25 protein-coding genes and 2 tRNA genes are annotated in these 25,860 nt (G+C 38.8%); 10 read left to right on the top strand and 17 right to left on the bottom strand.

All coding sequences use genetic code 11. The features are described 5' to 3' along the window. The first annotated feature begins 100 nt into the window (after positions 1-100). The gene (locus HYG79_RS02050) at positions 101-619 is read left to right on the top strand and encodes a fasciclin domain-containing protein (RefSeq protein ID WP_179240513.1); all 519 of its coding nucleotides are present in this window, start codon (positions 101-103) and stop codon (positions 617-619) included. Between the two features lie 67 nt (positions 620-686). Here HYG79_RS02050 and HYG79_RS02045 read toward each other — a convergent pair whose 3' ends face one another. From HYG79_RS02045 to HYG79_RS02030, 4 genes are all read right to left on the bottom strand, one after another. Next, positions 687-1,913 carry a DUF3999 family protein gene (locus HYG79_RS02045; protein ID WP_179240512.1) on the bottom strand — a complete coding sequence of 409 codons (1,227 nt, stop codon included), beginning with the start codon at positions 1,911-1,913 and terminating at the stop codon, positions 687-689. After that, positions 1,897-4,269, bottom strand: coding sequence for a DUF2339 domain-containing protein (locus HYG79_RS02040; RefSeq protein ID WP_179240511.1), 2,373 nt, complete (start codon positions 4,267-4,269; stop codon positions 1,897-1,899). Before HYG79_RS02040 ends, HYG79_RS02045 begins: the two co-directional genes overlap by 17 nt. A gap of 151 nt (positions 4,270-4,420) precedes the next feature. Then, a complete protein-coding gene (locus tag HYG79_RS02035) occupies positions 4,421-5,560 on the bottom strand; it encodes a serine hydrolase (RefSeq protein ID WP_179240510.1) in 1,140 nt (379 codons plus the stop codon). A 53-nt stretch (positions 5,561-5,613) separates the two neighbouring features. Next, on the bottom strand, positions 5,614-5,862 hold the full coding sequence (locus HYG79_RS02030; RefSeq protein ID WP_179240509.1) for a hypothetical protein: 249 nt from the start codon (positions 5,860-5,862) through the stop codon (positions 5,614-5,616). Between the two features lie 120 nt (positions 5,863-5,982). Here HYG79_RS02030 and HYG79_RS02025 point away from each other — a divergent pair, with 120 nt between their 5' ends. The 6 genes from HYG79_RS02025 (at position 5,983) to HYG79_RS02000 (ending at position 13,055) form a co-directional block, all read left to right on the top strand. Further along, complete coding sequence (locus tag HYG79_RS02025; protein ID WP_179240508.1) at positions 5,983-6,852, top strand: peptidyl-prolyl cis-trans isomerase; 870 nt, start codon at positions 5,983-5,985, stop codon at positions 6,850-6,852. Then, on the top strand, positions 6,836-8,272 hold the full coding sequence (locus HYG79_RS02020) for a peptidylprolyl isomerase (protein ID WP_394367018.1): 1,437 nt from the start codon (positions 6,836-6,838) through the stop codon (positions 8,270-8,272). The genes HYG79_RS02025 and HYG79_RS02020 overlap by 17 nt, the downstream gene beginning before the upstream one ends. Before the next feature lie 4 nt (positions 8,273-8,276). Beyond that, positions 8,277-9,230 (top strand): AAA family ATPase, encoded by a 954-nt coding sequence (locus tag HYG79_RS02015; protein WP_179240506.1) that lies wholly within the window; start codon positions 8,277-8,279, stop codon positions 9,228-9,230. 191 nt (positions 9,231-9,421) lie between these two features. Further along, entirely contained in the window at positions 9,422-11,695 is a 2,274-nt protein-coding gene (locus HYG79_RS02010; protein ID WP_179240505.1) for an aconitate hydratase, read from the top strand. 78 nt (positions 11,696-11,773) lie between these two features. Then, positions 11,774-12,331 (top strand): TlpA family protein disulfide reductase, encoded by a 558-nt coding sequence (locus tag HYG79_RS02005; RefSeq protein WP_179240504.1) that lies wholly within the window; start codon positions 11,774-11,776, stop codon positions 12,329-12,331. A gap of 16 nt (positions 12,332-12,347) precedes the next feature. Next, on the top strand, positions 12,348-13,055 hold the full coding sequence (locus HYG79_RS02000; protein ID WP_179240503.1) for a DUF3291 domain-containing protein: 708 nt from the start codon (positions 12,348-12,350) through the stop codon (positions 13,053-13,055). On the opposite strand, the gene HYG79_RS01995 is transcribed toward HYG79_RS02000, so the two are convergent. The 8 genes from HYG79_RS01995 to HYG79_RS01960 form a co-directional block, all read right to left on the bottom strand. Then, positions 13,052-13,687 carry a carotenoid biosynthesis protein gene (locus HYG79_RS01995; protein WP_179240502.1) on the bottom strand — a complete coding sequence of 212 codons (636 nt, stop codon included), beginning with the start codon at positions 13,685-13,687 and terminating at the stop codon, positions 13,052-13,054. The genes HYG79_RS02000 and HYG79_RS01995 overlap by 4 nt on opposite strands. Beyond that, the gene (gene crtD / locus HYG79_RS01990; RefSeq protein ID WP_179240501.1) at positions 13,680-15,158 is read right to left on the bottom strand and encodes a 1-hydroxycarotenoid 3,4-desaturase CrtD; all 1,479 of its coding nucleotides are present in this window, start codon (positions 15,156-15,158) and stop codon (positions 13,680-13,682) included. Before crtD ends, HYG79_RS01995 begins: the two co-directional genes overlap by 8 nt. 2 nt (positions 15,159-15,160) lie before the next feature. Beyond that, a complete protein-coding gene (locus tag HYG79_RS01985) occupies positions 15,161-15,607 on the bottom strand; it encodes a sterol desaturase family protein (protein WP_179240500.1) in 447 nt (148 codons plus the stop codon). Between the two features lie 2 nt (positions 15,608-15,609). After that, a complete protein-coding gene (locus HYG79_RS01980) occupies positions 15,610-16,449 on the bottom strand; it encodes a phytoene/squalene synthase family protein (protein ID WP_179240499.1) in 840 nt (279 codons plus the stop codon). A gap of 3 nt (positions 16,450-16,452) precedes the next feature. Beyond that, positions 16,453-17,916: a phytoene desaturase family protein gene (locus HYG79_RS01975; protein ID WP_179240498.1), complete on the bottom strand. Its 1,464-nt coding sequence runs from the start codon at positions 17,914-17,916 to the stop codon at positions 16,453-16,455. Positions 17,917-17,945: 29 nt separating this feature from the next. Beyond that, a complete protein-coding gene (locus HYG79_RS01970) occupies positions 17,946-18,845 on the bottom strand; it encodes a MerR family transcriptional regulator (protein WP_179240497.1) in 900 nt (299 codons plus the stop codon). Positions 18,846-19,023: 178 nt separating this feature from the next. Then, positions 19,024-19,107: transfer RNA gene (locus tag HYG79_RS01965), tRNA-Leu, on the bottom strand. Positions 19,108-19,159: 52 nt separating this feature from the next. Then, positions 19,160-19,235 (bottom strand) — tRNA-Lys (locus HYG79_RS01960). A gap of 136 nt (positions 19,236-19,371) precedes the next feature. Here HYG79_RS01960 and HYG79_RS01955 point away from each other — a divergent pair. Then, positions 19,372-19,887, top strand: a complete 516-nt coding sequence (locus HYG79_RS01955) for a shikimate kinase (protein ID WP_179240496.1) — start codon at positions 19,372-19,374, stop codon at positions 19,885-19,887. On the opposite strand, the gene HYG79_RS01950 is transcribed toward HYG79_RS01955, so the two are convergent. Together HYG79_RS01950 and HYG79_RS01945 are read right to left on the bottom strand one after the other, a co-directional pair. Next, complete coding sequence (locus tag HYG79_RS01950) at positions 19,876-20,376, bottom strand: phosphoribosyltransferase family protein (protein WP_179240495.1); 501 nt, start codon at positions 20,374-20,376, stop codon at positions 19,876-19,878. The two genes, HYG79_RS01955 and HYG79_RS01950, sit on opposite strands and share 12 nt — an antisense overlap. A gap of 51 nt (positions 20,377-20,427) precedes the next feature. Continuing rightward, positions 20,428-20,832 carry an RNA-binding S4 domain-containing protein gene (locus tag HYG79_RS01945; RefSeq protein WP_179240494.1) on the bottom strand — a complete coding sequence of 135 codons (405 nt, stop codon included), beginning with the start codon at positions 20,830-20,832 and terminating at the stop codon, positions 20,428-20,430. A 77-nt stretch (positions 20,833-20,909) separates the two neighbouring features. On the opposite strand from HYG79_RS01945, the gene HYG79_RS01940 reads away from it, so the two are divergent. Continuing rightward, positions 20,910-21,863: an FKBP-type peptidyl-prolyl cis-trans isomerase gene (locus HYG79_RS01940; protein ID WP_179240493.1), complete on the top strand. Its 954-nt coding sequence runs from the start codon at positions 20,910-20,912 to the stop codon at positions 21,861-21,863. Between the two features lie 70 nt (positions 21,864-21,933). On the opposite strand, the gene HYG79_RS01935 is transcribed toward HYG79_RS01940, so the two are convergent. The 3 genes from HYG79_RS01935 to HYG79_RS01925 form a co-directional block, all read right to left on the bottom strand. Further along, the gene (locus tag HYG79_RS01935; protein ID WP_179240492.1) at positions 21,934-22,548 is read right to left on the bottom strand and encodes an outer membrane beta-barrel protein; all 615 of its coding nucleotides are present in this window, start codon (positions 22,546-22,548) and stop codon (positions 21,934-21,936) included. 129 nt (positions 22,549-22,677) lie between these two features. After that, positions 22,678-23,634: a transketolase family protein gene (locus tag HYG79_RS01930; protein WP_179240491.1), complete on the bottom strand. Its 957-nt coding sequence runs from the start codon at positions 23,632-23,634 to the stop codon at positions 22,678-22,680. An 81-nt stretch (positions 23,635-23,715) separates the two neighbouring features. Then, on the bottom strand, positions 23,716-24,561 hold the full coding sequence (locus HYG79_RS01925) for a transketolase (protein WP_179240490.1): 846 nt from the start codon (positions 24,559-24,561) through the stop codon (positions 23,716-23,718). 167 nt (positions 24,562-24,728) lie between these two features. Here HYG79_RS01925 and tgt point away from each other — a divergent pair, with 167 nt between their 5' ends. Beyond that, positions 24,729-25,859: a tRNA guanosine(34) transglycosylase Tgt gene (tgt, locus tag HYG79_RS01920; RefSeq protein ID WP_179240489.1), complete on the top strand. Its 1,131-nt coding sequence runs from the start codon at positions 24,729-24,731 to the stop codon at positions 25,857-25,859. Position 25,860: the final 1 nt, after the last annotated feature.

Here is a 25,860-nt window from a genome sequence, read left to right as displayed (position 1 = left end):
TTAAAGATATGATAAAAATCGGCTTGGCTCATCCAAGAAATCAAATCTCGTGTAACTAATTGTGAAACACTAAAATTTAGTAATCATTTAAAAACAAATCATGAAAAAATTAATTTTTATCACCGCTACATTGGCATTGGCTTTTTTTACACAAAACACAAATGCACAAAATTCAAAGGACATCGTAGACATTGCAGCCTCTATGGATGATTTTTCTACTTTAGTGGCCGCAGTAAAAGCTGCTGACTTGGTAGAAACCTTAAAAAGCGATGGCCCGTTTACCGTATTCGCACCGAACAATGCCGCTTTTGACAAATTACCTGAAGGTACGGTTGCAACTTTATTAAAACCGGAAAATAAGGAAACATTGACCGCTATTTTAACCTATCATGTTGTTTCTGGTAAGGTTATGGCCGCAGATGTAGTCAAGGCCATCAACGATAATGGTGGTAGCTTTACGGCTAAAACCGTACAAGGTGGTGAGATTACCATTGCACTATCAGGAAAAGATGTGATGTTGACCGATGAAAAGGGAGGTAAATCCAAAGTCATCGTGACCGATGTATCGGCATCCAACGGGGTTATTCATGCCATCGACAGTGTTGTAATGCCCAAATAATATACTAACATATTATTGTGAAGCATCATGTGAGAACATGATGCTTTTTATTTGGTCAAAAACGAAACTATGCTTTTTTCTGTATCATTTTTAAGGTAAAACCGCCCAACAAGAGAATAATTACGATCATAATGCCCCAAAGCCACCATTTGTTTTCAAAAAGAGGGGCATTTGTAACGATTTCTTTTTTAGGGATAATTTCTTCCTGCCCGAGTGTTAAAGCCGAAATATTTTCAGGTATCGCAAACGTTTGTTCAGTAATATCGTAAACGGGTCTCAGTGCCTGTTTTTTCCCATAAGCCAAATAGTATTGGGCTTGCTCGGTAAAACGGGCGTTAAGATAGTACTGGTACCCCTTTACCGTTACGGTATTGATTTTTAGGGGTTGATTGTCATAATTCTTTATTTTTGCCCTTAGTTTTTTTGCCAATGTACTTCTTAATGTAAATTCACTGTCTTCAATAGAGGTAAGCATGGCATACCCCAAGTTTTTGTAATTGTATATCCATCCCTTTTCTGTTTTTACGCTGTCAAATACATACTGGAACGAGATATTCCTGTAATAATCTATTGTATCGGCGATATCCAATTTCAGATAGCTTACGGGAGCTCTTTGTTTTAAATCGATATCGATGTAGGTCTCCTTGCCCTTTTCGGATACATTGATGTTTTTAACGGGATAATCGGTATATGTGGCTGGAATGGATTCATTGGAAATCAACGATGTCCGTAAAAGTTCGGGTTTATCCTTTGTTTTTATAAAAAGACGAAAATATTGATATTTTGAATCGGGAAAATCAAGCTGGGTAAAACTGTAATCGGTCTGTTGGTTCCGAATGGATAAAATGCGATAGTCTTCCAAAATGGTAAACCACTTGGTTTGGTCTTGACTGCCTTCTAAATTTGCCTTCCAATCAAAATTGGTATTCCCAAAAGAGAATGCTATTTGATTCAATGATGTGCTTATGGGAAATTCATAGGTGTAATAATACCCGTCGTTGGTTGATGTTGTATTGATTAGTTTAAAATTTGCCTCGGCCTCAATTTCTGAAGCTGCCGAATATTTTAGTATGTAGGGCACTTCTAATGTATCGCTTTGTGTAATACCGTAAATACGTATATCGGCCATGTCATCCTTTACACTTTCAAATACATCATCCGGAAGTTGTATTGAATGCCACAGTTCGGAAACACCGTTCAGTTGCATTTTTTTATCATATGTATGCAACTGAGCAACTGCATTGAGGCAAGAGAGTATGGCTATGTAAAAAACCAGTTTATTTTTCGTTCTCATCGGTTATAACATGTTTGTACTTATTGTAAAGAAATGATATGATCAATAATAGAACACCCAGCGAAACAAATACTATGGTCTTGGAAATCGTGTTCAATGATGCGATATCATAAAAGAACAGTTTTACCAAGGTTATAGCAAAAAGTACAATTGCGGCAATACGCAGATATTTTTTGTTTTTCCATATACCTAATGCTATAAGCAGTAGTGAATACATACCCCAAAGAATACTTAGTCCCAGTTTGTAGCCTTGGGTGGCACCAGATAAATCCATCCAAGTTAAGAGCTCGCTACTGGCTATCCATACGATTGATGTGTGCAGTATTATCTCAAAAGGTACTTTAAAATTGATTTTTAAAAAAGGTTGCCGTATCAATTTATAAATAGAAAATAGCAGCAGGGCAAAAAATGCTATGGCCACGTAGCGTAACCATACATTGGAGAAGCCAATATTGTAGTATTCGGCATATTTTTGGTCCACATAAGCCTCCCTTAGCTCACTAAGCGTGTAAAGCCCGTTGGTTAAAAAGAATAAACCAAGCAAAAGGCTAAATACCAAAGTAACGATGCCCAATACCCTACTTTTTAATTTAATGTTGTTTACAAAAGTCACCATGCTAAAGAATACCAAAGTATATATGATTAGCCAAACCTGATCTAAATTGCGTATGTTATAATTGTATTGGTTGGTAGCGTAACCATCAATGGTAGTTTCAATTTTGGAACTTCTGAAGACAATATCCCAGTAGTACTGTATTTCCAGATAAAAAGAATAGTACAGGGTAATCAACAGTATTGCGGGCAAACCAACGTTCATGATCTTGGAAAGTAACGTTTTTGTGGCGGGCCTATGTTTGAGATTCATCCAATTAATGAAACTAAAAGAAAGCACACATACCACAGAGGTCAACATAGTGATATTAAAGAACGGACTCACTACAGGACTACTATCCTTAAACCAATAGCTGCCATAAGTATCTCCCCAATCCTGCATAAGGCTGTACACGGTTAAGAGAACAAGAACATAGGATAAGGTTTCATAAAACCCAACATTCTTGGTGCGGCCGATCCAAAACAATAAAGCAGCTTCCAATGCCCATAATAAAGTGACCCAATTACCATCTAACTGTACCGGAATGGTAATGGTGATGAATGTTAGTACTAGGCCTGATACCAAATAAAACAAATTGCGATCCGCCAATTTTTTCTTGTAGATAATAACACTGGTGATAAAATGAATGATGGCATTGCCGAGCGTGAAAACACCCAATAATTCTTTACCTACGATATCGTCTGATAATAACCCTATCCCTAACCCATAAAATATGAAGGAGTTAAGTAAGATCAATATAATATCAGTTGCTTTGAACTTTTCTAGTTTTATGAATTTATAAGCCAATGAGGTAATATAGAAGAGTACAAAAAAGATAGACAGTACCACCAATGCCAATGTAAAATGCTCTTCATACGTATATGAAAATGCAAACCAAACAAAATAGATGAGCCATGTAAAGCCAAAAGCCGAATAAAACAGTGGTTTCCAATACTTTTTAAAGGAAATGACCAAGATGCCAATGTTTATAATGGTCATGTAGCCAAAAAGAACTGCTGCATTGCCCGATTCGTTACTTAATAAAAAAGGTACGGCATAGGCACCTACCAAGCCGATATGGGCAATAATCTGTTTGTTGTAGTTTAGCGATGCCACAACACCGAATATCGTAAACAAAAGCATGATAGCGAATGCCATGGTCTGCGGGAACAAACCATAAAAGCTATAACCGGCAAAAGTTATAAAATACATAATGGCCAACGCACCGCTGACCAATACTGCGCTGTAGTTCTCATATTTAGCCTTTAGTTTTATACCGAACCCTACCAACCCTATACCTACGAAATATCCTAGAATAATACGTGTCAACGGACTTATGAGATTGTTTTCGATGGAATATTTGGCACCGATAACCACGCCGATAATGGTTATGAGTATACCGATTTTGTTGATAAGATTCTCACCGATAAACTTTTCTAGATTAGATTTTGAAGATGGTTTTTTTGCTTTTTTTGCAAAAGTTTGTTCGGGTGGCGTTGTCTTCTTGACAGGATTTTCAATGGCTTGCACCGGTTTCTCATCCTTTATGGGGACTGTCTTTTCCTGTACAACGGTTTCCTTTATCTCCGGAACAGTTTCTTTTGTTGTCTCAACTTGGTCTATCGGTTTTTGGGTCTGCTCGTTTTTCAAGATTTGAATATCCCGTCGCAGTTCGTTCACTTGAATATTGAAATCTTGCTGTTTTTTGAGTAACAGCTCCAATTTGGCCATAAGTTGTGAAATCTGCTCTTGGTTTTGGTCCATAGGGTTGCTTTAAAATCCGTCCGCCATTTTCATATATGAATATATAAAACGACACTTCATCAAATTTGTTGGAAAGATAGGGTAGTTTTTGGGATGCTAATTCCCTGAATACCGTGTAATTGGAAAATTAGATGTTATTTTTAGGTAAAAACTATTTTTTTCGGTCTATTTCAAGTTGGTGGATTTCTCTCCCCAATTCCGCTAAAAAAGGAAAGCCTATTTCATCGTATTCATAAGCGTCATCGTTGAAAATACCGTCTTTGTTTACCAGAATCGTGGCGGTCAACATAAATTCCACATCGTTTTTGGTATCCTTTACATAGGCGCAGTCCGTAAGTGTACCGTAGGCGTCACCTACTTTGTTATATATTTTTATATGCTCGGGGATATCATTCTTTGTATCGCCATATATGAAGAATTTACAATACCCATCATAATAGGTTTCTGGGTCGTAGCCCATTTTTTTTGGTAGTTTGTGCATAGCTTTATGCACGAATTCGAGTTGATCATCGCGCAAGTTTATTTTTTGGTCCGGTGTAAACTGCTCAGGAAACATTACAGTTTTCAAAAATTGGTGTTGCGTACGTATTGGGTAATGATTTTTGAGGCTAAAGTCAAACGCTTCGTCTACCAGTTCGCCATCTGAGTAAAATCCTTTTCCTTTTTCGGTTCCGTTTAATGTCAATGCTTTTGCCGATGTGTTTATTATTGGGGCGGTTATCGTGGTGGTACTGTCATTTTCATAAATAACCAGAGGTTTCGTGGTTATTTCATCTGCATTTGGTGCGGATAAGCGATGGGAAATACGAATGGGTCCGAAGGCTTTTTCACTTAACTTATCATTGATATAATCCTGTCCCAAAAATTCAAAAAGCCGATTATAGGCCTCATTGTCGCTTACCGCGAAAATTTTTTGGATCTCTGCGGCGAAGGTGGTCTCTACCGTATCGCCCTCAATGTAAAAACGGGTGTTTCTATCCATATGTTCCATTTGGTTCAATTTGGAGAGGGCTAGTAGCGCTACGGGAAATTTCACCGTACTGGCAGGATAAAAATATTGTGACGAATTTACCTGAAATTCAAAATCGGTAAAATGTACCCGCCCCTCTTTCCTGTCTATTTGAGTATATATGATTTGGACTTCATGTTGGCCAATACTGTCCATTACCCGTTTTATCTTAGGGTTATCAGACGACAATACCTGTTGTAGGGGGTTTTTGTGCCCTTTTGCAGTATCACAGGAAATTATCGCTGTAAAAATCACAAAAACGCAAAGGACATAATTTTTCATTTTATATTTATTGAGCTCATTTATTTTTAAAGCGGAATAGCCATAAATCGCTGTTATGGGGAAGTAGTTTCGTGAACTTCGCCTCGATGGGGTTTTAGGGCGTCTCGTACCGTTATCATTTTAGATTCGTTCACCACCATAAAAGCAATACTATGCATGTCACTTAATTTTTTATGGCCAGTGATCTTAACATCCAGGTTTTCCATATCAATATACTCTTTCAGATGTTTTTCATGGTGCTGGGCGGTTTTTTCAGCCGCAGGACCTTTAAAGTCCCAAATCAATTTAATTTTTCTGTTCACAGTGTAACTGATTCTTGGTTTATTGCACTAATGTAGCAAAATATGATTTGTGACGCTAAAAATGTGTTAATCAATCTTTGTATGGTTTGCACACCCTAATCTTATTGTTATTTTTGCCAGATGTCTCTGATAAAAAAATATTACTCAAGTATACTTTTCTTGACACTGTTTGCACTGGTGTTTTCATGTGCCGACAAGGATAATAGGGAAGCCATTGCAAGGGTAGGTGATACGTTTTTGTATAAGGAAGACATAGCACCTTTGTTGAATTCCAAAATATCAAAATCCGACAGTGTCTCGTTCGTGACCAATTACATAAACAATTGGGCGAGTAGACAGCTTCTGCTCTCAAAAGCAAAGATCAACCTCCCCGAGGAAAGGTTGGCAGAGTTTGACAGATTGGTCAACGATTACAGGACAGATTTGTACACAAGGGCCTATAAAGAGGCCTTAGTGCAACAATCGCAGGACACAACGGTGAGCGGCTCTCAATTAAGCGATTTTTACGATGTCCAAAAGGAGAATTTTAGATTAAAGGAAAAATTGGTAAAGATTAGGTTTGTTGAACTGCCTATGCAGTTTTTGAACAAAAATGAGGTCATCTCCAAAATCAAAAGTTTCAAAGCGAAAGATATTGCGTATTTGGACTCGATATCGGTACAATTTCGCAAACTTAACTTTAATGATTCCATTTGGATATCTTCTGCCAGGATTATTGATGAAATACCGCCATTGACCTTTGAAAACGAGGATAAGTACTTAAAAAAATCACAATTTTTTGAATTGCAGGATTCAATAGGGGTATATTTGGCGAAGGTTACCGATGTGCTCAACGTGAACGATATAGCACCACTTTCCTATATCAAACCTACCATAAAAGAAGTACTTTTGAACCGGAGAAGGTTGAAATATACCCGAAAATTGGAAACCGAGATCATTGATGAAGCTATTAAAGAAAAAGAGTTTGAAATATATGAACAGAATGAATAAAATCATTTTAGGACTGGCCCTATTGGTCTCTATGGTTGCTACATCACAAGAAAACGATAGTATCCCCAAGGTCCCTGAGGAACCTGAACTGGAAGCTAGTTTGGATATTGAAAAAGACACCGTTCAAAATTTCAAAAAGATTAAATTGGATGGTGTGGCAGCCGTAGTGGGCGACTATGTGATTTTGGATTCGGATATTGAAAAAACCTATATCGATTTAAAAAGCCAAGGGGTGTCGACCGAAGATATAACAAAATGTAGTCTTTTGGGCAAACTTATGGAAGACCGTTTGTATGCCCATCAAGCAGTGCAAGACAGTCTTTTGGTCTCTGACGATGAAGTAAATGCGAATATTGACAGGCAGCTACAATCTTTCGTTTCCCAAATAGGTTCCATGGAAAAATTATTGAAATTCTATAGAAAGGAAAACGAACAGGAACTACGGGAAGACCTTTTTGAAATAAACAAACTCAGAATGCTTTCTGAAAAAATGCAAGCTTCCGTAGTCAGCGACATTGAAATTACGCCAGAGGAAGTAAGGCAATTTTTCAATAAGATACCAAAGGATGAAAGGCCTGTATTTGGTGCAGAGCTAGAAATATCGCAAATAGTGAAAATCCCCAAGGCGACCGAGGAAGAAAAACAAAAGGTAATCGATAAATTGAATACCATAAAAGCTGATATTCAAGAAAACGATGCTAGTTTTAAGATAAAGGCCATTTTGTATTCAGAAGATGAAGGCTCAAAAGCAAACGGAGGCTTTTATGCCATAAACAAGAATACCGCTTTTGTAAAGGAGTTTATGGATGTGGCGTATAGACTGCAAGAAGGGGAAATATCCGAACCTTTTGAGACCGAATATGGGTACCATATCATGCTTGTCGAAAAAGTTAGGGGTCAGGAGCGTGATATTCGTCACATTATAATTTCTCCCGAAGTGCCCGAAAGTGCCAAAGAGGCTGCAAAGTCTGAGCTAGATAGTATACGGGTCAAGGTAAACAACGGAGATTTTACGTTCGCAGAGGCCGCCTTAAATTTTTCTGACGAGAAAGAGACTAAGTTTGACGGTGGCGTTCTTCGGAACCCGCAAGATTTTAGTGCGCGTTTTGAACTTACAAAAATGGACCCCACACTCTATAATCAAGTACGTAACCTAAAGGATAACGAAATATCATACCCGATAATGGAAGAGGACCCAAGGGGAGGTATCAAATACAAAATCTACAAGATTACCAATAGGTATGATGAGCATGTTGCTGATTTTGCCCAAGATTATTTAAAGATCCAAGAACTGGCCAAAAGGGAAAAACAGTTCAACGCCATTAAGGAATGGATGGACATACATATTGAAGACACCTATATAAGCGTGAACGAGGAGAAAAGAGACTGTGATTTTGCAAACGACTGGGTAAAGGAATAAATACATGTCAGACGTAACCGCCATAAATCAACTTGTAGAAAAACATGTTGCCCTAAAAACTGAAATCGCCAAGGTCATCATAGGTCAAGAAACCGTAATTGATCAGATACTTTTATCGATTTATACCGGTGGCCATTCACTTTTGATAGGCGTACCGGGGTTGGCTAAAACCTTAATGGTAAATACCATAGCCCAAACCCTTGGTCTTGATTTTAAAAGAATTCAGTTTACGCCAGATTTAATGCCAAGTGATATTTTGGGTAGTGAAGTCTTGGACCAAAACAGAAATTTCAAATTCATAAAAGGACCTATTTTCTCCAATATCATTTTAGCCGATGAAATAAACAGGACACCGCCAAAAACCCAAGCGGCACTTTTGGAGGCCATGCAGGAAAGAGCGGTGACCATTGCTGGTCAACAATATAAGTTAGAACTGCCTTATTTTGTTCTGGCTACCCAAAACCCTATTGAACAGGAAGGTACCTATCCTTTGCCAGAAGCACAGTTAGATAGGTTTATGTTCGCTATAGAATTAAAATATCCGTCAGTTGAAGAAGAGATGCAAGTTGTAAAAAACACAACTTCAGATGATGTGGTAACCATAGCCCCTTTGTTCAATGCACAAGAAATTTTAGAGGTACAACATTTGGTGCGTAGAATACCCGTACCCAATAACGTAGTGGAATATGCGGTGAGATTGGTCAACTCAACAAGACCCAATTTGGACACTGCTTCGGACTACGTAAAACAATATATCGATTGGGGCGCAGGGCCACGAGCATCGCAAAATCTTGTCTTGGCCGCAAAGGCACATGCGGCGATACACGGTAAATTTTCTCCGGATATCGATGATGTGAAAGCCATAGCCATGGGCATACTTCGACATCGAATCATAAAAAACTACAAAGCGGAAGCGGAAGGAATTTCCGAAGAGCAGATAGTGGACCATCTTCTTTAAATAGATTTAGGGCATGTACAAAAGATAAAATTGTACATTAGTAATCCCATGTATTTCTTTTAGATGATGAGAAATTCCGATACGTTTTTTGTGAATCGGTGAATTTAGGCGTAATCCCTGTTCAAAAATTTTATTTGCCCCTAGTATTTTCTTAATTTTACAGAATTGCAATAACCTAAAATAATTCAATAATGGCATTTGATATCGATATGATAAAGAAGGTATATGCCAACATGGCCGAGCGTGTTGATAAGGCGCGCGAAGTAGTTGGAAAGCCTTTGACCCTTTCAGAGAAAATTTTGTATTCCCACCTTTGGGACGGTAATCCTACCAAAGCGTTCACAAGAGGCAAGGATTATGTTGATTTTGCTCCGGATCGTATCGCATGTCAAGATGCTACGGCGCAAATGGCCCTACTACAGTTCATGCAAGCGGGCAAACCTAAAGTTGCGGTGCCTACCACTGTGCATTGTGACCATTTGATACAAGCCAAAAGCGGTGCGGAAGCAGATTTAAAATCGGCAAACAGCACGAGTGCAGAGGTTTTTGATTTTTTGGAGTCGGTTTCCAATAAATACGGAATCGGTTTTTGGAAACCCGGTGCAGGTATCATACACCAAGTAGTATTGGAAAATTATGCATTTCCCGGCGGTATGATGATAGGAACCGATTCGCATACTGTAAATGCAGGTGGTTTGGGGATGGTAGCCATTGGAGTAGGAGGGGCAGATGCCGTGGATGTTATGGCAGGCATGGCCTGGGAACTCAAATTCCCTAAACTGATCGGGGTGAAATTGACCGGTACCATTTCTGGATGGACCGCACCTAAAGACGTTATTCTCAAAGTTGCCGAAATTCTTACCGTAAAAGGTGGTACGGGCGCTATCGTAGAATATTTTGGACCCGGTGCCATAGCATTATCTTGTACAGGTAAGGGAACTATTTGTAACATGGGCGCTGAAATAGGTGCTACGACGTCTACTTTTGGGTATGACGAATCAATGGAACGCTATTTACGTGCAACGGACAGGGCCGATGTGGCCGATGCCGCCAATACGGTAAAAGAATATTTAACGGCAGATGCAGAGGTGTATGCCAATCCAGAGCAGTATTTTGATCAAGTAATAGAAATCAATCTATCCGAACTGGGGCCTTTGTTGAACGGGCCGTTCACCCCAGACCTTTCTACCGAAGTTGGTAGCGATATGACCGAGAAGGCCAAAACCAATGATTGGCCTATGCAGGTAGAGTGGAGTCTTATAGGTTCCTGTACAAATTCATCTTATGAAGACTTGTCAAGGGCTTCCTCTATTGCACAACAAGCATTGGACAAAGGACTGAAAATGAAAGCGGAACTGGGTATAAATCCCGGATCGGAGCAGGTACGCTATACTGCAGAACGTGATGGAATATTGGACACTTTTGAAAAATTGGGTGCCAAAATATTTACCAATGCATGCGGGCCATGCATTGGGCAATGGGCGAGATATAGTGATCCTAAAAACGCTCCCAAAAACAGTATTGTACATTCTTTCAACAGAAATTTTGCAAAACGAGCCGATGGTAATCCCAATACACATGCCTTTGTAGCATCGCCTGAAATCACCGCTGCAATAGCTTTTTCGGGCCGATTGGACTTTAATCCCATTACCGACGCACTAATCAATGAGAATGGTGAAGAAGTCAAGTTTGATGAGCCTACGGGATGGGAACTGCCCCCAAAAGGTTTTGCCGTCGAGGATGCTGGCTATCTGGCACCAAAAGAAGACGGTTCAAGTGTTGAGGTAAAAGTAGCTTCCGATTCAGAAAGGTTACAGTTGTTGGAGCCTTTTGTACCTATGAAACCTGAGCAGCTACAAGGCGTAAAATTATTGATAAAAGCCTTTGGTAAGTGTACGACCGATCATATCTCAATGGCTGGTCCGTGGTTACGTTTCCGCGGTCATTTGGACAATATTGCGAACAACACTCTAATAGGTGCCGTAAATGCGTTCAACAAAAAGACCAATTTTGTAAAAAACCAGTTGACGGGAGAGTATGAAGGTGTTCCCGATACACAAAGAGCTTATAAAGCCGCTGGTATAAAATCCATTGTAGTGGGCGACCATAATTATGGAGAGGGTTCTTCTCGTGAACATGCTGCGATGCAACCAAGACACTTGGGAGTAGCTGCTGTTTTGGTAAAGTCTTTTGCCCGTATTCATGAAACCAATCTAAAAAAACAGGGCATGTTGGGCTTAACATTCGCAAATGAGGACGATTATGATCTTATTCAAGAGGATGATACCTTCAATTTTGTTGATATTGCCGATTTTGCCCCAGACACGCCTTTGACCATAGAAGTTGTTCATGCCGATGGAAGCAAGGACACTATAAAGGCAAACCATACGTATAATGCTGCCCAAATAGGATGGTTTAATGAAGGTTCTGCCTTAAACGTGATTAAAAGGGAGAACGCCGCATAATTAAATCCAAAATTATATATAAAAACTCCCGCATAGTATTTGGGAGTTTTTTAGCTTTATAGCAACACATCATTCTAAATGAAAAAACAGACAGTTTATACGCTTTTAATCATAGCCTTTGTACTTTCTTTTTTTGTCACACCTTTGGGCGATTATAGTAAAATTCTTCTGAATAGATGGTTTGCTACTTCCCCTACCATAATAAAGCTGGAAAACAGGGGAAAACTTGCCAATTATAATTGGGAGCTTAAAGATGCCGAATGGAATTTTTTTAATTTTGACCAATCACAAGGCTCCGTGGTATTTATTTCATTCTGGACCTCATGGCATTTGCCCTCAAAAGCTCAGTTAAAAGATATACAAGCCTTATTTGACGAATATAAGGGAAAGGTTGATTTTTACATTATTACCAATGAGGAGCGGTTGCCCGTAGAGGAGTTTATGGCCAAGAATGGGTATGATTTTCCCGTAACCTATCAAGTCATAGGCAATCCAAGTCCCATTGAAATCTTAAAACCGCCTGGTTCATATATTATCGATAAGAACGGTTATATAGCAGTACATCAAACGGCCATTGCGGACTGGGACAATGATACCGTTAGGACGTTGCTCGATAATCTGATTTCGGCAGAATAAATCTCAAAAAATACAGATGTCTCAAATAACTACGATAACCTTTTTTAGATACTCCGGGTTTTCGAATAAGTTATGGGCGTTTGGGATGATGCAGTTTGCACATAAAGCGTTAAAAAAATCTCTGGGACTGCAAACCTATAAGTTAATGGGTAGTGGTAAGGAGGGTTTTAATCCTTTTCCGGATTGGTCGGTGTACGCTTTACTTCAAATTTGGGAAGATGAAGCTGCTGCAAATACTTTTTTTGAACATTCCAATCTAATGAAACGTTACCGGCATAAAAGCTGTGAAAGGTGGACGCTTTTTATGAAAAATATAAAAGCAGATGGAAAATGGGCCGGGAGCAACCCCTTCGAGAAAAGCACTTCCTTAGATGGGCAAAATCCATATATAGCCGTAATAACAAGGGCCACCATAAAGCCAAAGCTATTTTTCAAGTTTTGGAGATACGTTCCCGTTTCACAACAACCTCTTTCCCGAAACAAAGGGTTGGTTTATACAAAAGGCATTGGGGAAGTACCATTTTTACAGATGGCAACGTTCAGCTTATGGCAAAATACGGAGTCTTTGATGTCATTTGCCTATAAGAGCAAGGAACACCAAGTCGCCATTAAAAAAACAAGGGCATTGGATTGGTACAAAGAAGAGCTCTTCTCTAGGTTTCAACCTTACAGATCCATTGGAAAATGGCAGGGTAAGAATCCGTTACCAATGGTATCATCTTAAAAATAAAAATACATGAAGAACACGAGTTGCGCCAAGTATAAGTGTGTTGCAAACAACCTCTCACCCCGTATCTTGAAAGCTTTTAAGATTATTTGAAAAAGCAGGGCCAAACCGAACCAAGCTATGTAATTTTCCAAGGGAGCTATACCTCCTTCAAATTTCCAAAAATCAAATATGGGCGCACTATGTTCCATAAAAAAATCGAGCAACACCATCAATATTGCTGCCAAGAGTATTTTCAACCAATCTTGTAGCGAACTATAATTTAAAATACTGGCCGTAATATAGGTCAGCAGGGCCCAGTATGTTCCGATGAGATAAGGTACGCCATCCAATTTTGGGCCAAAGTTGCTCCCATATTCGTAATTGCCAAATAAGACACCATAATTAACGCCCAACCATTCGGCAAACATTCCGCCCGAAAAAAAAATGGCAAATGCCAATATTTTTTTTATGTTATCAACCGGGTAAGTGATGATAAAAAGAAACAAACAGAGGCTTAAGTTTAAAGGGGTTTTTTCAATAAACCAATCTAAATTTCCCAAAGTGATCCCTACAATTGCAGAAATGTGGAAAAGCCATACGATACCTATGGACAAAGATATTTTATGCTTCTGTAAAAAATCAGTCATCAAAAGTAGGTTTTGGAACTAGGTCAGATACAATTTTTGCTGATAAAAGACAAAGGGGAATACCACCACCAGGATGTACTGATCCACCACAGAAATATAAATTTTTTATGGCATTTGAAAAATTGGGATGCCTTAAGAATGCGGCAAATTTATCGTTGCTCGCAGCGCCATAAAGTGCTCCCCGGTATGAACTTGTGTTACTCTCGATACCGACCGGGGTGAGAATATGTTCGTACGTTATCAGAGATTCCACATCAACTTTAAGGATTCGGTTGATTTTTGAAATGATGTGGGTCTTCGCCTGATTTTTTAATTGCTCCCAGTCTTGTCCGTAATTTCCAGGCGCATTTATCATAACAAACCAATTCTCATGATTTTTTGGGGCATCTTGGGGCTCTTCTTTACTCGTAATATTAATATATACCGTTGGGTCATGATACAAGTTTTTATCCTCAAAAATTGCTTGAAACTCATCTTTATAAGCATCGCTGAAGAGTATATTGTGCAAATCAAGTTCGGGAAACTCCTTGGAAATTCCCCAATAAAAAATAAGTGCAGAACTTGAGCGCTCTTGGGCCAATACTTTCTTGGGGTGTTTTTCATCTTGCAATAGTTTTTTATAGGTCGGAAAAACATCCATATTGGAAACGACCATATCTGCACGATAATCGGCCTTATTAGAAACTACTCCCGTAGCAACACCGTTGATGATATTGATTTTTTTGACCTGCTCTTCAAAGTTAAACTTTACGCCTTGTGAGAGAGCCAATTCAAATAAGCTCATGCTAATGCGATGCATGCCACCTTTCGGAAAAAAAGTACCGTAATGCATTTCCAAATGTGGAATCATTGACATTATCCCCGGGGTTTTGTAGGGCGAGGAACCATTATATGTGGCATATCTATTGAACAGCTGAACAAGTTTTGGGTTTTTAAAGCGTGACTTATTAACAGTGTTCAGTGATGTACTTACATCTAAACTGGTAATATTCAGGATTGCTTTTACAGTTTTAAGCGATAGATATGTTTTTGCTTTATGTAATGATTTTTCAAGAAAAAGGGTATTGGTCAAGTCATATTTTTTCTTGTTCTTGTTTATGTACTGGGATAAATTTTTAGTGGGTTCATCAAAAGTATTGGAAGCATTTTTTATAAAATCATCCAAATTTGAAGTAACCGAAAAACGAGTACCGTCTTCCCAAAAATAATTACAAATGACTTTTTTTTCCTTGTATTCAAAATAATCGGAAGGGTTTACTCCATATAAATCAAAAAGTTCGGTAACCAAGTGTGGCATGGTAAACAAAGAGGGCCCCAAATCAAACCGGTACCCGTTCTCTTTTATCGCATGAAGCTTGCCTCCAGCATACCGGTTTTTTTCGAGTACGGTAACTTCGTAACCCTTTTTACGAAGCCGCAATGCAGTAGCAATGCCACCAATTCCGGCACCAATGACTATGGCATGCGACATGTTTATTTTTTAAAGTACTTGAACGGTACGAAGAGCATACCAAAACATTCCCCATCTTCTTTTCCTAAATGTTTATGGTGTATTTTATGGGCACGCCGTACACCTTTGGCATACCAGTTATTGGCATTTCTAAATATTTTAAACCTTTGGTGTATAAAAATATCGTGCACCAAAAAGTAAGCTGCACCATAGGCCATGATTCCAAAACCAATAGGGTAAGCATACCAATACCCGTTACTGCCAAAATAAAAACAGCTCATGCTAACAATGGCATAAAAAATGAAAAAGGCATCATTTCTTTCGAACCACGAGTCATGATCTTTATGATGATGGTCTTTGTGGAGACTCCATAGAAATCCGTGCATGATATATTTATGGGTAAACCATGCCATAAACTCCATAATCGAAAAAGTCCCTAGAAAAATAAGTATCCAAAAGAATATTTTCATTTTTAAACTAGCTGTAATTTATAATTTACATACGATTTTGCCAATAGGCCGAACTTTTGATAGTTGGGTACGCGAATACGAGCGTTTTTAATTTCTAAAGGCGGTGTTTTTTGTAATTTCTTCAGCAGCTTATAATAATACTTATAGGCTGTGTAAACACCAAATTTGGCTTCATTGGGTAATTGCACAATACCTGAATAGCCCATTTCAAAGTCTGCCTTTATTTCATTTACGATACGTTGTTTTGAATCTTCGTCCAACTCCATCAAATTCGTATTCGGGAAATAACTTCGGTTCAAATCTTCGAAGTCCGCCTTCAAGTCCCTTAAGAAATTCACTTTTTGAAAAGCGGAACCCAAGGCCATGGCGGATTCTTTTAATGATTCATATTTTTCATTGTCTCCTTTTACAAACACCTTAAGGCACATTAAACCCACAACGTCGGCAGATCCATAAATGTATTCTTTATACTCTTCTGTGGTAATGTAGTCACTTTTATGTAGGTCCATACGCATACTTTTCATGAACGATGCTACCAAATCATGAGGAATGCCATACTTATGGTAGGTGTGCTGAAAAGAGTTTAGAATGGGGTTAAGGCTAATTTTGTCTTTTAATGCATCGTATAGGCTGGTTTCAAATTTATTGAACAAGGCCTCTTTTTCATATTCGTGAAATGTATCTACGATCTCGTCGGCAAAACGAACAAAGCCGTATATGTTATATATATCGCTTCGTATTGAACTTGCCAGCATTTTAGTGGCCAAGGCAAAAGAGGTGCTATAAGATTCTGTCACGATCTTACTGCAATTGTAGGAGACGTTGTCAAATAATTGTTTCATAGGCTAAACTTGATGGTTCTTAGCAATCAACTCAGAGACAAGTTTTCCCGAAATCAATGCAGGTGGTACACCTGGGCCGGGAACGGTCAATTGTCCTGTAAAAAAAAGGTTTTTCACCTTTTTGCTCTTTAGTTTAGGTCTAAGGAACGCCGTTTGTAATAATGTATTCGCCATACCGTATGCATTGCCCTTGTAAGAGTTGTAATCCTCAACAAAATCGTTCACACAGAAGGACTCTTTAAATATAATATTATTTTTCACATTTTGTGAGGTACGCTGTTCAAATCGGTCAATAATAATATCAAAATACTGCTTTCTCAACTCGGGCGTATCTTCAAGGTCAGGAGCAATGGGAACCAAAAAAAAGCCGGTCTCACAATTTTTGGGAGCCATACTCGTATCGGTGACCGATGGAAAATTCACATAAAACAAAGGATTTTTGGGCCATTTAGGGGTATCATAAATTTCTTCGGCATGGCGTTCAAAATCGGTATCAAAAAATAGGTTGTGATGCTCTATATTCTGTAGCTTTTTATCAAACCCAACATAAAACAAAAGGGACGATGGCGCAAATGTTTTTTTGTCCCAATATTCGGGAGAATATTGCCTGTATTCTTTATCGAGCAATGTTTCCGAATGATGATAGTCTGCACCGCTCAGTACTACATCGGCAAATATTGTTTTACCCTGAACCACAATTGCCGTTGCCTTTCCATTTTCTACCGTTATTTTATCAACAGGGGTGTCTACATGTATTTTCACGCCAAGCTCCGCGGCCAAACTTTGCATGGCCAATACAATTTGGTACATCCCCCCTTTTGGGTGCCAAGTACCCAAACCAAAATCGGCATAGTTCATAAAACTGTAAAACGAAGGTGTTTTGTTCGGTTTGGCTCCCAGGAAGAGTACTGGGAATTCCAATGTGGAGACCAGTTTTGGGTTTTTGAACTTTTTTCTTACCTCGCCACTTATGGTCTTAAAAAATTGATCTACACGGGCAGCGGTCTCGGGGGTAACCAACTCTAGTGGGGATAGTCCCGGCCTTAAGACTACTTTATTTATGGCGATTTCATAATTTTCCTGGGCCTTGTGTATAAATTTTCGCAAATGTTTTGAACTTCCTCGTTCTATACGTTCAAACTCATCACATATTTTATCCATTTGGTCGCCTATGGTAATGACTTCATCAGAAAAGATGATTTTGTAGGCAGGACTTAATTTATCCAATTGATAGTAATCAGATGTTTTTTTTCCAAAATCCCCAAAAAATTTATCAAAAATATCGGGCATCCAATACCAACTAGGGCCCATATCAAAAGTAAAGCCCTCTTTTTTTAACTGTCTTGCCCTACCACCAACGGTGTGGTTTTTTTCATAAATGGACACATCATAACCTGATTTTGCCAAATAGCAAGAAGCCGATAATGCAGAAAAACCCGAACCTATTATTACTATTTTTTTATTCATTTGGGATGTAAAAGAGGATAAAGAAATGCTTAAAGTTCATTCACTACTTGCTGAATCGAATTGAACGTCTTCATGTTGTGCGGAAGAATTTTATCGGATAAATGCTGAATCTGATAACCCAAAACCCATAACTTTGAATTGCCGTTGTCAACTACTTCCTTAATAAATTCCTTAATGTATTTGTCCAATTTATCTTTAGAGGGCTCTACGGTAAAATAAGATACAAAATATAGATTATCATAATATTTTCGTAAATCCTGTAGACTTTTAATGGGTACCGTTTGTCCAAGATATATTGATTTGTACCCTCTGAGTACAATTTCGTAGTTAAGAAAAAGCAGGCCTATTTCATGTATTTCGTTTTCGGGCAAGAAAAGTACAAATATTTTATCCTTTTTGGTAGGCTCTATGATTTGTAGCTTTTCTGTATTGATAAATATTTTTTGTTTGATCAGATTGGTAATAAAATGTTCATGGGACGGACTAATGGTGTCAGTTTGCCATAAAAGGCCTAACTCATTTAGGAGTGGGATAAAGACATCCTTAAAAATTTCCCTAAAGGATTTATCTGCCAAAAGGCTATTGTAAGTGCTAAAAAACAAGGATTGGTCAAAATTTATCATGGCTAATTTAAAAGCATTTATCGCATGATTCTTGACACTGTTTTTGGCGACTATTTCGCGTACCATCAAGGGAATTTCGTTCTCGGGTATCCGGGCAATTTTAGAAATTTTATAACCGTTGTTATACAAAAGTGTAATATTCAAAAGTTTTTGAAGGCTGCTAAGACTGTACGTTCTTATGTTGGTACTTGTTCTTTCTGGTGATAAGAGATTATATCTTTTCTCCCATATACGTATGGTATGGGCCTTTATTCCTGAAAGGTTCTCCAAATCACGAATACTAAAAAACTTTTTAACGTTGTTCATCTTTTTCTAAAAACAGTTAAACAAATTTACGATTTAAATTTTTGTGAAGTCAAAATCTAACGTTAAAATTTGTGGAAGACGTTTTTGTGCGCTTTCTTCCCATCATATTGAATTCTGTTGTGTTTGAAATGGCATTGAAAGAAATAAAAAGAGCCCTCATAATATTATGAAGGCTCTGTGCCCACGACTGGAGTCGAACCAGCACGTCCCTAAGAACACTACCCCCTCAAGGTAGCGCGTCTACCAATTCCGCCACGTGGGCAATGTTTTGAAATTGGCACATACAAAAAAAGTTAAGCAAAATACTTAACTTTTGGTGACCTGGCTGGGGCTCGAACCCAGGACCCTCTCCTTAAAAGGGAGATGCTCTACCAACTGAGCTACCAGGTCATAATTCAAGTGCAAAGATTTCTCGTTTGCGGGTGCAAATATAAGTCCTATAATTTATTTAACAAGGCAATTTTTAGATAAATTTGTTTTTTTTTAGGATTGTTGGTTTTGTTTCAATTTTACCAAATAATGTATCATGAAAATAGTGTTGGTCGGTTACATGGGCAGTGGAAAAAGTACGGTTGCTAAATTATTGGCCAATGCTATGAAATTGAAGTTTTTAGATTTAGATAACTACATAGAACAGCGATTAGGCTCTAAAATCCCCATAATTTTTAAAGAACGGGGAGAGCTGTTTTTCAGAAAGAAAGAACATGAATATCTAAAGTGTATTTTGGATAATGAAAATGACCTTGTTCTTTCGGTTGGGGGCGGAACCCCTTGTTATGCAGGTAATATGGATAGTATTATTGAAAAGGCAGATGCGGTATTCTATTTAAAAGTAAGCTTGCCCGTTTTGGTACAGCGCTTGTCCAAAGAAAAAGAAAACAGGCCGTTGATCAAAAATATTCCTGACGAAGATTTACCAGAGTTTATCGGAAAACATTTGTTTGAAAGAAGTTTTTACTACTCACAAGCTACATACAAAGTGCTTTGCGATAAAAAAGAACCAAAAACCATTGTTGACGAAATACAGTCTCTATTCATCTAGGTACACGGCATCGTTTTTGGCCTTAAAATCTACAATAACATGCTCCTGCAGTGAGGTGGAAAGTGAGATGCCTTTATAATCGGCCTTCACAGGATACTTTTTGTGGTTTCTATTGACCAAAACGGCGGTTTTTAATTGCTTTAACGGAGTTTGTAGAAAATGATGCACACCATAAATCAATGTAGTACCGGAATTGAGCACATCGTCGACCAATACCACTGACTTATGGGCATAATTTTCAGAAGTGATCGATGTTTCTACACCGCTTTGTAAAGGATTTTTTTTATCCATACTAACCTTACACAACACGATTTCTGACTTTGTTATTGTCATCAATACATTTTGTATTTTTTTTGCAAATTTAAGTCCACCACCATCAATACCGGCCAATATTATCTCTTTCTCGCCCACGTTGGCCTCAAAAATTTGATAGGCGATACGGTTGGTCTTATGCTGAATCTGTATATGGTTCAATATTTTGTTTTGCATGCTATATGATGTTATCATACCAAAGATAAATAAACCGGACATCATTTTACATCAGGAAAATTTATCTTCGTCTTTTATGGGATTGGGTGTGGGTTCATCCAAATAATCATCAATATCCCTACGGTCTTTTTTGGTAGGCCTGCCAGTACCCTTTTTTCTGTAATAGTCTTTTGAGTACTGTAGTAATTCATTGTTTTCAAATGCACTTGCGGGAGTGGTATCCTTTCTATAGATATCAACCAATTTAGCGCCGACCCTACTTTTTGGAGTGTCCAATACCGTAAACTCATAGTTGATTTGATTTTTTCTGACCATGACTTTATCGGCAGGGTATACTTCCCTTGCGGGTTTGACCACATGACCGTTTACCTTTACATGCCCTTTTTTACAGGCCTCGGTCGCAATATTACGGGTCTTGAAACAGCGTATGCTCCATAAGTATTTATCTATTCGCATAGGTTTTGCAAATCTTTGTTAAGGTCTTCAACAAAAATAAGGGAAAATTGTATCTTGCCGACCTTAATAAAGAGAAGATGAAATTGAACAAGTTTTTTGTTTTTACTTTACTGACTGTTATGATATGGTCCTGTAATAATGATGACGATGGCCCTAATAATGAAAGTGTTCCTCCGAGGTCGCTCAGCGAAGTTGCAGCAGAAAACGATGCTGAGATACAAGATTTTTTAAGAACCCATTTTTATAATTACGAAGAGTTTGAGACCCCGCCAGAAGATTTTGATTTTAAAATTAGAATAGACACAATAGCGGGTGCTAATTCTAATAAGGAAGCACTGATAAATCAAGTGGAGGTCAAAACCATAAAAGTTTCGGCTTTTGAGTTTCTATTGGAAGGAGAACAGGACGTTGAACATAAATATTATTATTTGGAGGCAAGACCAGGAGAAGGACTTAAACCAACCATAGCTGATTCTACATTCGTTAGATATCAAGGTTCTTTATTGAATGGCGATGTATTTGATGATCGAAATACAGGTGTTTGGTGGGACAATCCTGGCTTTCAATTTCCTGGTGAGGGTTTTAATAAAGACTTTAGAGGTGTTGCCGAAGGTGTGGTCAATACTGCTGCTGGAACTAATATTATAGATAATAGTGATGGTACATTTCAAATCGATGGTTATGGAGTTGGAATGATAATAATACCATCTGGTTTGTCAACTTTTAATGGGAATAGACCGCCTATTTCTGCATATAGTCCTTTGATATTCAAATTTGATGTTTTGACTATAGTTGAAAACACTGACCATGATAACGATGGCATACCTTCTATCTTAGAAGATTTGGATAGTGATGGTTTTTTACCCAATGATAATTCTGACGGTGATACGATTGCAAATTTTCAAGATGCCGATGACGATAATGATGGCACACCAACCAGAGAAGAAATAACTATAAATGCGGACGGTACTATCACTTTTCCGGATACTGATGGTGATGGTATAGAAGATTATTTGGATAGTGATTCCTAAGGCCAACGATGTAAAATAAAAAAACCGAGCAATGTTCATATTGCTCGGTTTTTTTATTCATCCATCCGTATTATAATTTGAGCGATAGCCCAAAAATAATCTGTGACGGTCTTGAATCTACCCTACCCGAAATGTCGGTAACGTTGTTTCCGATAAAATTGGCTTCGTTTTCAGAGAAGCCTCTTTCGTAGCGTACATCTACACCAATATTTCCTAAGCTTACCGCTACACCAAATTGTGCACCAACGGTAAAATCGTTTTGTACATCATTCACTTCCAGGCCTTCTAAATCGTTATTAAGGGTATATTGAAAAGCCGGGCCTGCAAAAACACTCAACGGGCCAATAATTTTATATCCCAGTAGTACAGGTAGGTCCAACTTTGAAATATCATAGTCATTGGTTGTACCATCTATATCATAGCTACTTTTGGTCTTTGTATAGATAAGCTCTGGGCGTAGATAAATTTTAGGAAAATCAAGCTTGCCGAAAAAACCGATATGATACCCTACTTTTCCATCAGAGCCAGAAATTAGGTCTTCGCCGGCATCCTGTACCTGTCTAAAATTCAAATCACCATTTTGGTTGTAGTTAAGACCGGCCTTTATACCAAATCCCGAATCTTTTTGTGCAAATGCCGTAATACTCAACAAAGCAATAACAGCGGTAAGAAGTGTTTTTTTCATTTGTTCCATTTTAAGGTTATAGATTACTCCAATGAAACGACAACGGCAAAAACCTTTTGTTACGATTTTGACCGATATTATTTCACAAAGTGTTCTTTTGAGGATAAAAAGCGTCAAAAATGATGCCGATTAGCCTTTTCTTTTCAACACCTTTAAAACGGCTTGTTCAATGGCTTTATTGTTTAACCCGTATTTCTCCATCAACTGGTCCGGGGTGCCACTTTCACCAAAAGTATCGCGGGTGGCAACGAATTCTTGAGGCGTGGGATGCTGCGTAGCAAGTAATCCAGAGATACTTTCGCCCAAACCACCTAAATAATTATGTTCTTCGGCAGTTACGACACAACCTGTTTTTTTAACAGACTTTAACACGGCTTCCGCATCCAGAGGTTTTATGGTGTGGATATTTATGACCTCAGCAGAAACACCTTGATTTTCTAAAGTTTCTGCAGCTTTTAAAGCTTCCCAAACCAAATGTCCTGTAGCGATTATGGTAACATCTTTTCCTTCGTTCAATAGCAGTGCTTTACCAATTTCAAACTTTTGGTCGGTGGGGGTAAAGTTAGCTACTTTGGGTCTTCCAAAACGTAAATACACTGGGCCGTGATGTTTGGCTATGGCGATGGTCGCCGCTTTGGTCTGGTTATAGTCACAGGGGTTTATAACGGTCATACCGGGCAACATTTTCATTAATCCGATATCTTCCAGTATTTGGTGTGTAGCACCATCCTCGCCCAAAGTGATACCGGCATGCGAGGCACATATTTTCACATTTTTGTCAGAATACGCAATTGATTGCCGTATTTGGTCATAGACCCTGCCTGTGGAAAAGTTGGCGAACGTTCCCGTAAACGGTATTTTACCACCAATGGTCAAACCCGCGGCTATTCCCATCATATTGGCTTCGGCAATCCCTACTTGAAAGAAACGCTCAGGATTTTCATCGATAAAATCCTGCATTTTTAGGGAACCTATCAAATCGGCACAAAGAGCGACCACATTTGGGTTTGTTCTCCCCAATTCGGTCAGCCCTGCACCAAATCCGCTTCTTGTATCATTTTTTCCTTGGTCTGTATATGTATTCATCGAATCGATATTTTGATATCATTCTCGCAAAGGCGAAAATTTTTAATTTCTAAAAATTTCTTTTAAGAGTTGGTTTAACGACTAATAGTCTCCCAAAGTTTCGGCATTTTGTGATAATGCATTCTCTAGTTGCTCATCGTTTGGTGCTTTACCATGCCAAGCGTGGGTGTGCATCATAAAATCAACGCCGTGCCCCATTATGGTATGCAAAAGCACACATACCGGTTTACCCTTTCCGGTTCTTTGTTTGGCATCGGCCATTCCGTTGAGAACAGCTTCTATATTGTTACCATTTTTTATTTCCATCACGTCCCAACCAAAAGCCTCAAATTTAACTTTTAGGTCTCCCATGGGCATTACGGTATCGGTAGAACCATCTATTTGTTGTCCGTTCAAATCAATGGTACAAATAAGATTATCCACCTTTTTTCCGGCAGCGTACATAATGGCCTCCCAATTTTGACCTTCCTGTAATTCTCCGTCACCGTGCAGTGAGTAAATGAGATGGCTGTCCTTGTTGAGCTTTTTGGCTTGGGCCGCACCAATGGCGACCGACATGCCCTGACCTAGAGAGCCGGATGCTATGCGAACGCCCGGGAGGCCCTCATGGGTTGTAGGGTGCCCTTGTAAACGGGAATCTATTAATCTAAATGTGTTCAATTCTTCGATAGGAAAGTATCCTTTTCTGGCCAAAACACTGTAGAAAACCGGGGAAATATGACCGTTGGACAAAAAGAAAAGGTCTTCTCCAATTCCATTCATGTCAAAACCATCTTTCAACTCCATCATTTCATTGTAGAGTACAACAAAGAATTCCGTACAGCCCAAAGAACCCCCGGGATGCCCTGAATTTACCTTGTGTACCATTCGTAAAATATCTCTTCTTACCTGTGTCGCAAGATTTTCTAATTCCATAATATTGGCCATAGTTCTTTTACTTTTTAGCAGGTCTAAAAGTAGTGGCAATCTTTTGGGTATACAAGGCTATTTATCATATTTTATCAACGGCCTAAAAGGCTTGTTCAACTTTAATTTATCGTTAAGAAGGTAATGCTGGGGAGTTGACTATATTTGCGACCTTAATATCATAGTATTTGAAATTTACCTTACAACATACCGACCCTAAGAGCAAGGCCCGTGCCGGGGAGATGATAACGGACCATGGCAAGATAGAGACACCTATTTTTATGCCCGTGGGTACAGTAGCATCGGTCAAAGGGGTACATCAAAGAGAATTAAAGGACGAAATAAATCCCGACATCATTTTGGGAAATACATACCATCTTTTTCTCAGGCCTAAAACACCCATTTTAAAACAGGCTGGCGGACTTCATAAGTTCATGGGTTGGGACAGGAATATTCTTACGGATAGTGGTGGATATCAAGTGTATTCCCTGTCTGGAAACCGGAAAATCAAAGAAGAAGGGGTAAAGTTCAAATCGCATATCGACGGCTCTATGCACATGTTCACCCCCGAAAACGTAATGGAAATTCAACGTGTCATAGGCGCGGACATCATAATGGCCTTTGATGAATGTACCCCTTACCCATGCGAATATAACTATGCAAAACGTTCTATGCACATGACGCATAGGTGGTTAGAGCGTTGTATCGCCCACTTGAAAAAGGTGCCGTTCGCATACGATTATGCCCAGACTTTTTTCCCCATAGTACAAGGTTCAACATACAAAGATTTACGAAGACAATCAGCTGAATATATTGCCGGGGTAGGGGCCGAAGGTAATGCCATAGGGGGATTATCGGTAGGGGAACCGGCAGAAGAGATGTATGCCATGACCGATGTGGTCTGCGAAGTATTGCCAGAAGATAAACCCAGGTACCTCATGGGAGTGGGAACACCCATAAACATATTGGAAAATATAGCCCTGGGCATTGATATGTTCGATTGTGTAATGCCTACCCGAAATGCAAGAAACGGCATGCTTTTTACAGCTCACGGTACCATCAACATAAAAAACAAAAAGTGGGAAGATGATTTCTCCCCCTTGGATGAAATGGGTATCACTTTTGTGGATTTGGAATATTCAAAAGCTTATCTAAGGCATCTTTTTGCGGCAAATGAATATTTGGGCAAACAAATAGCGACCATACATAACCTCGGTTTTTATCTTTGGTTGACCCGAACGGCAAGAAAACATATTTTAGCTGGGGATTTTAGGGAGTGGAAGGATGCTATGGTAAAACAAATGGACAAAAGATTGTAGT

Origin of the sequence: Costertonia aggregata, assembly GCF_013402795.1 — a bacterium.
GTDB classification, from domain to species: Bacteria; Bacteroidota; Bacteroidia; order Flavobacteriales; family Flavobacteriaceae; genus Costertonia; species Costertonia aggregata.
The sequence above is the reverse complement of the archived record's forward strand: the minus strand, read 5'-3'. Positions and strand labels throughout refer to the sequence as shown.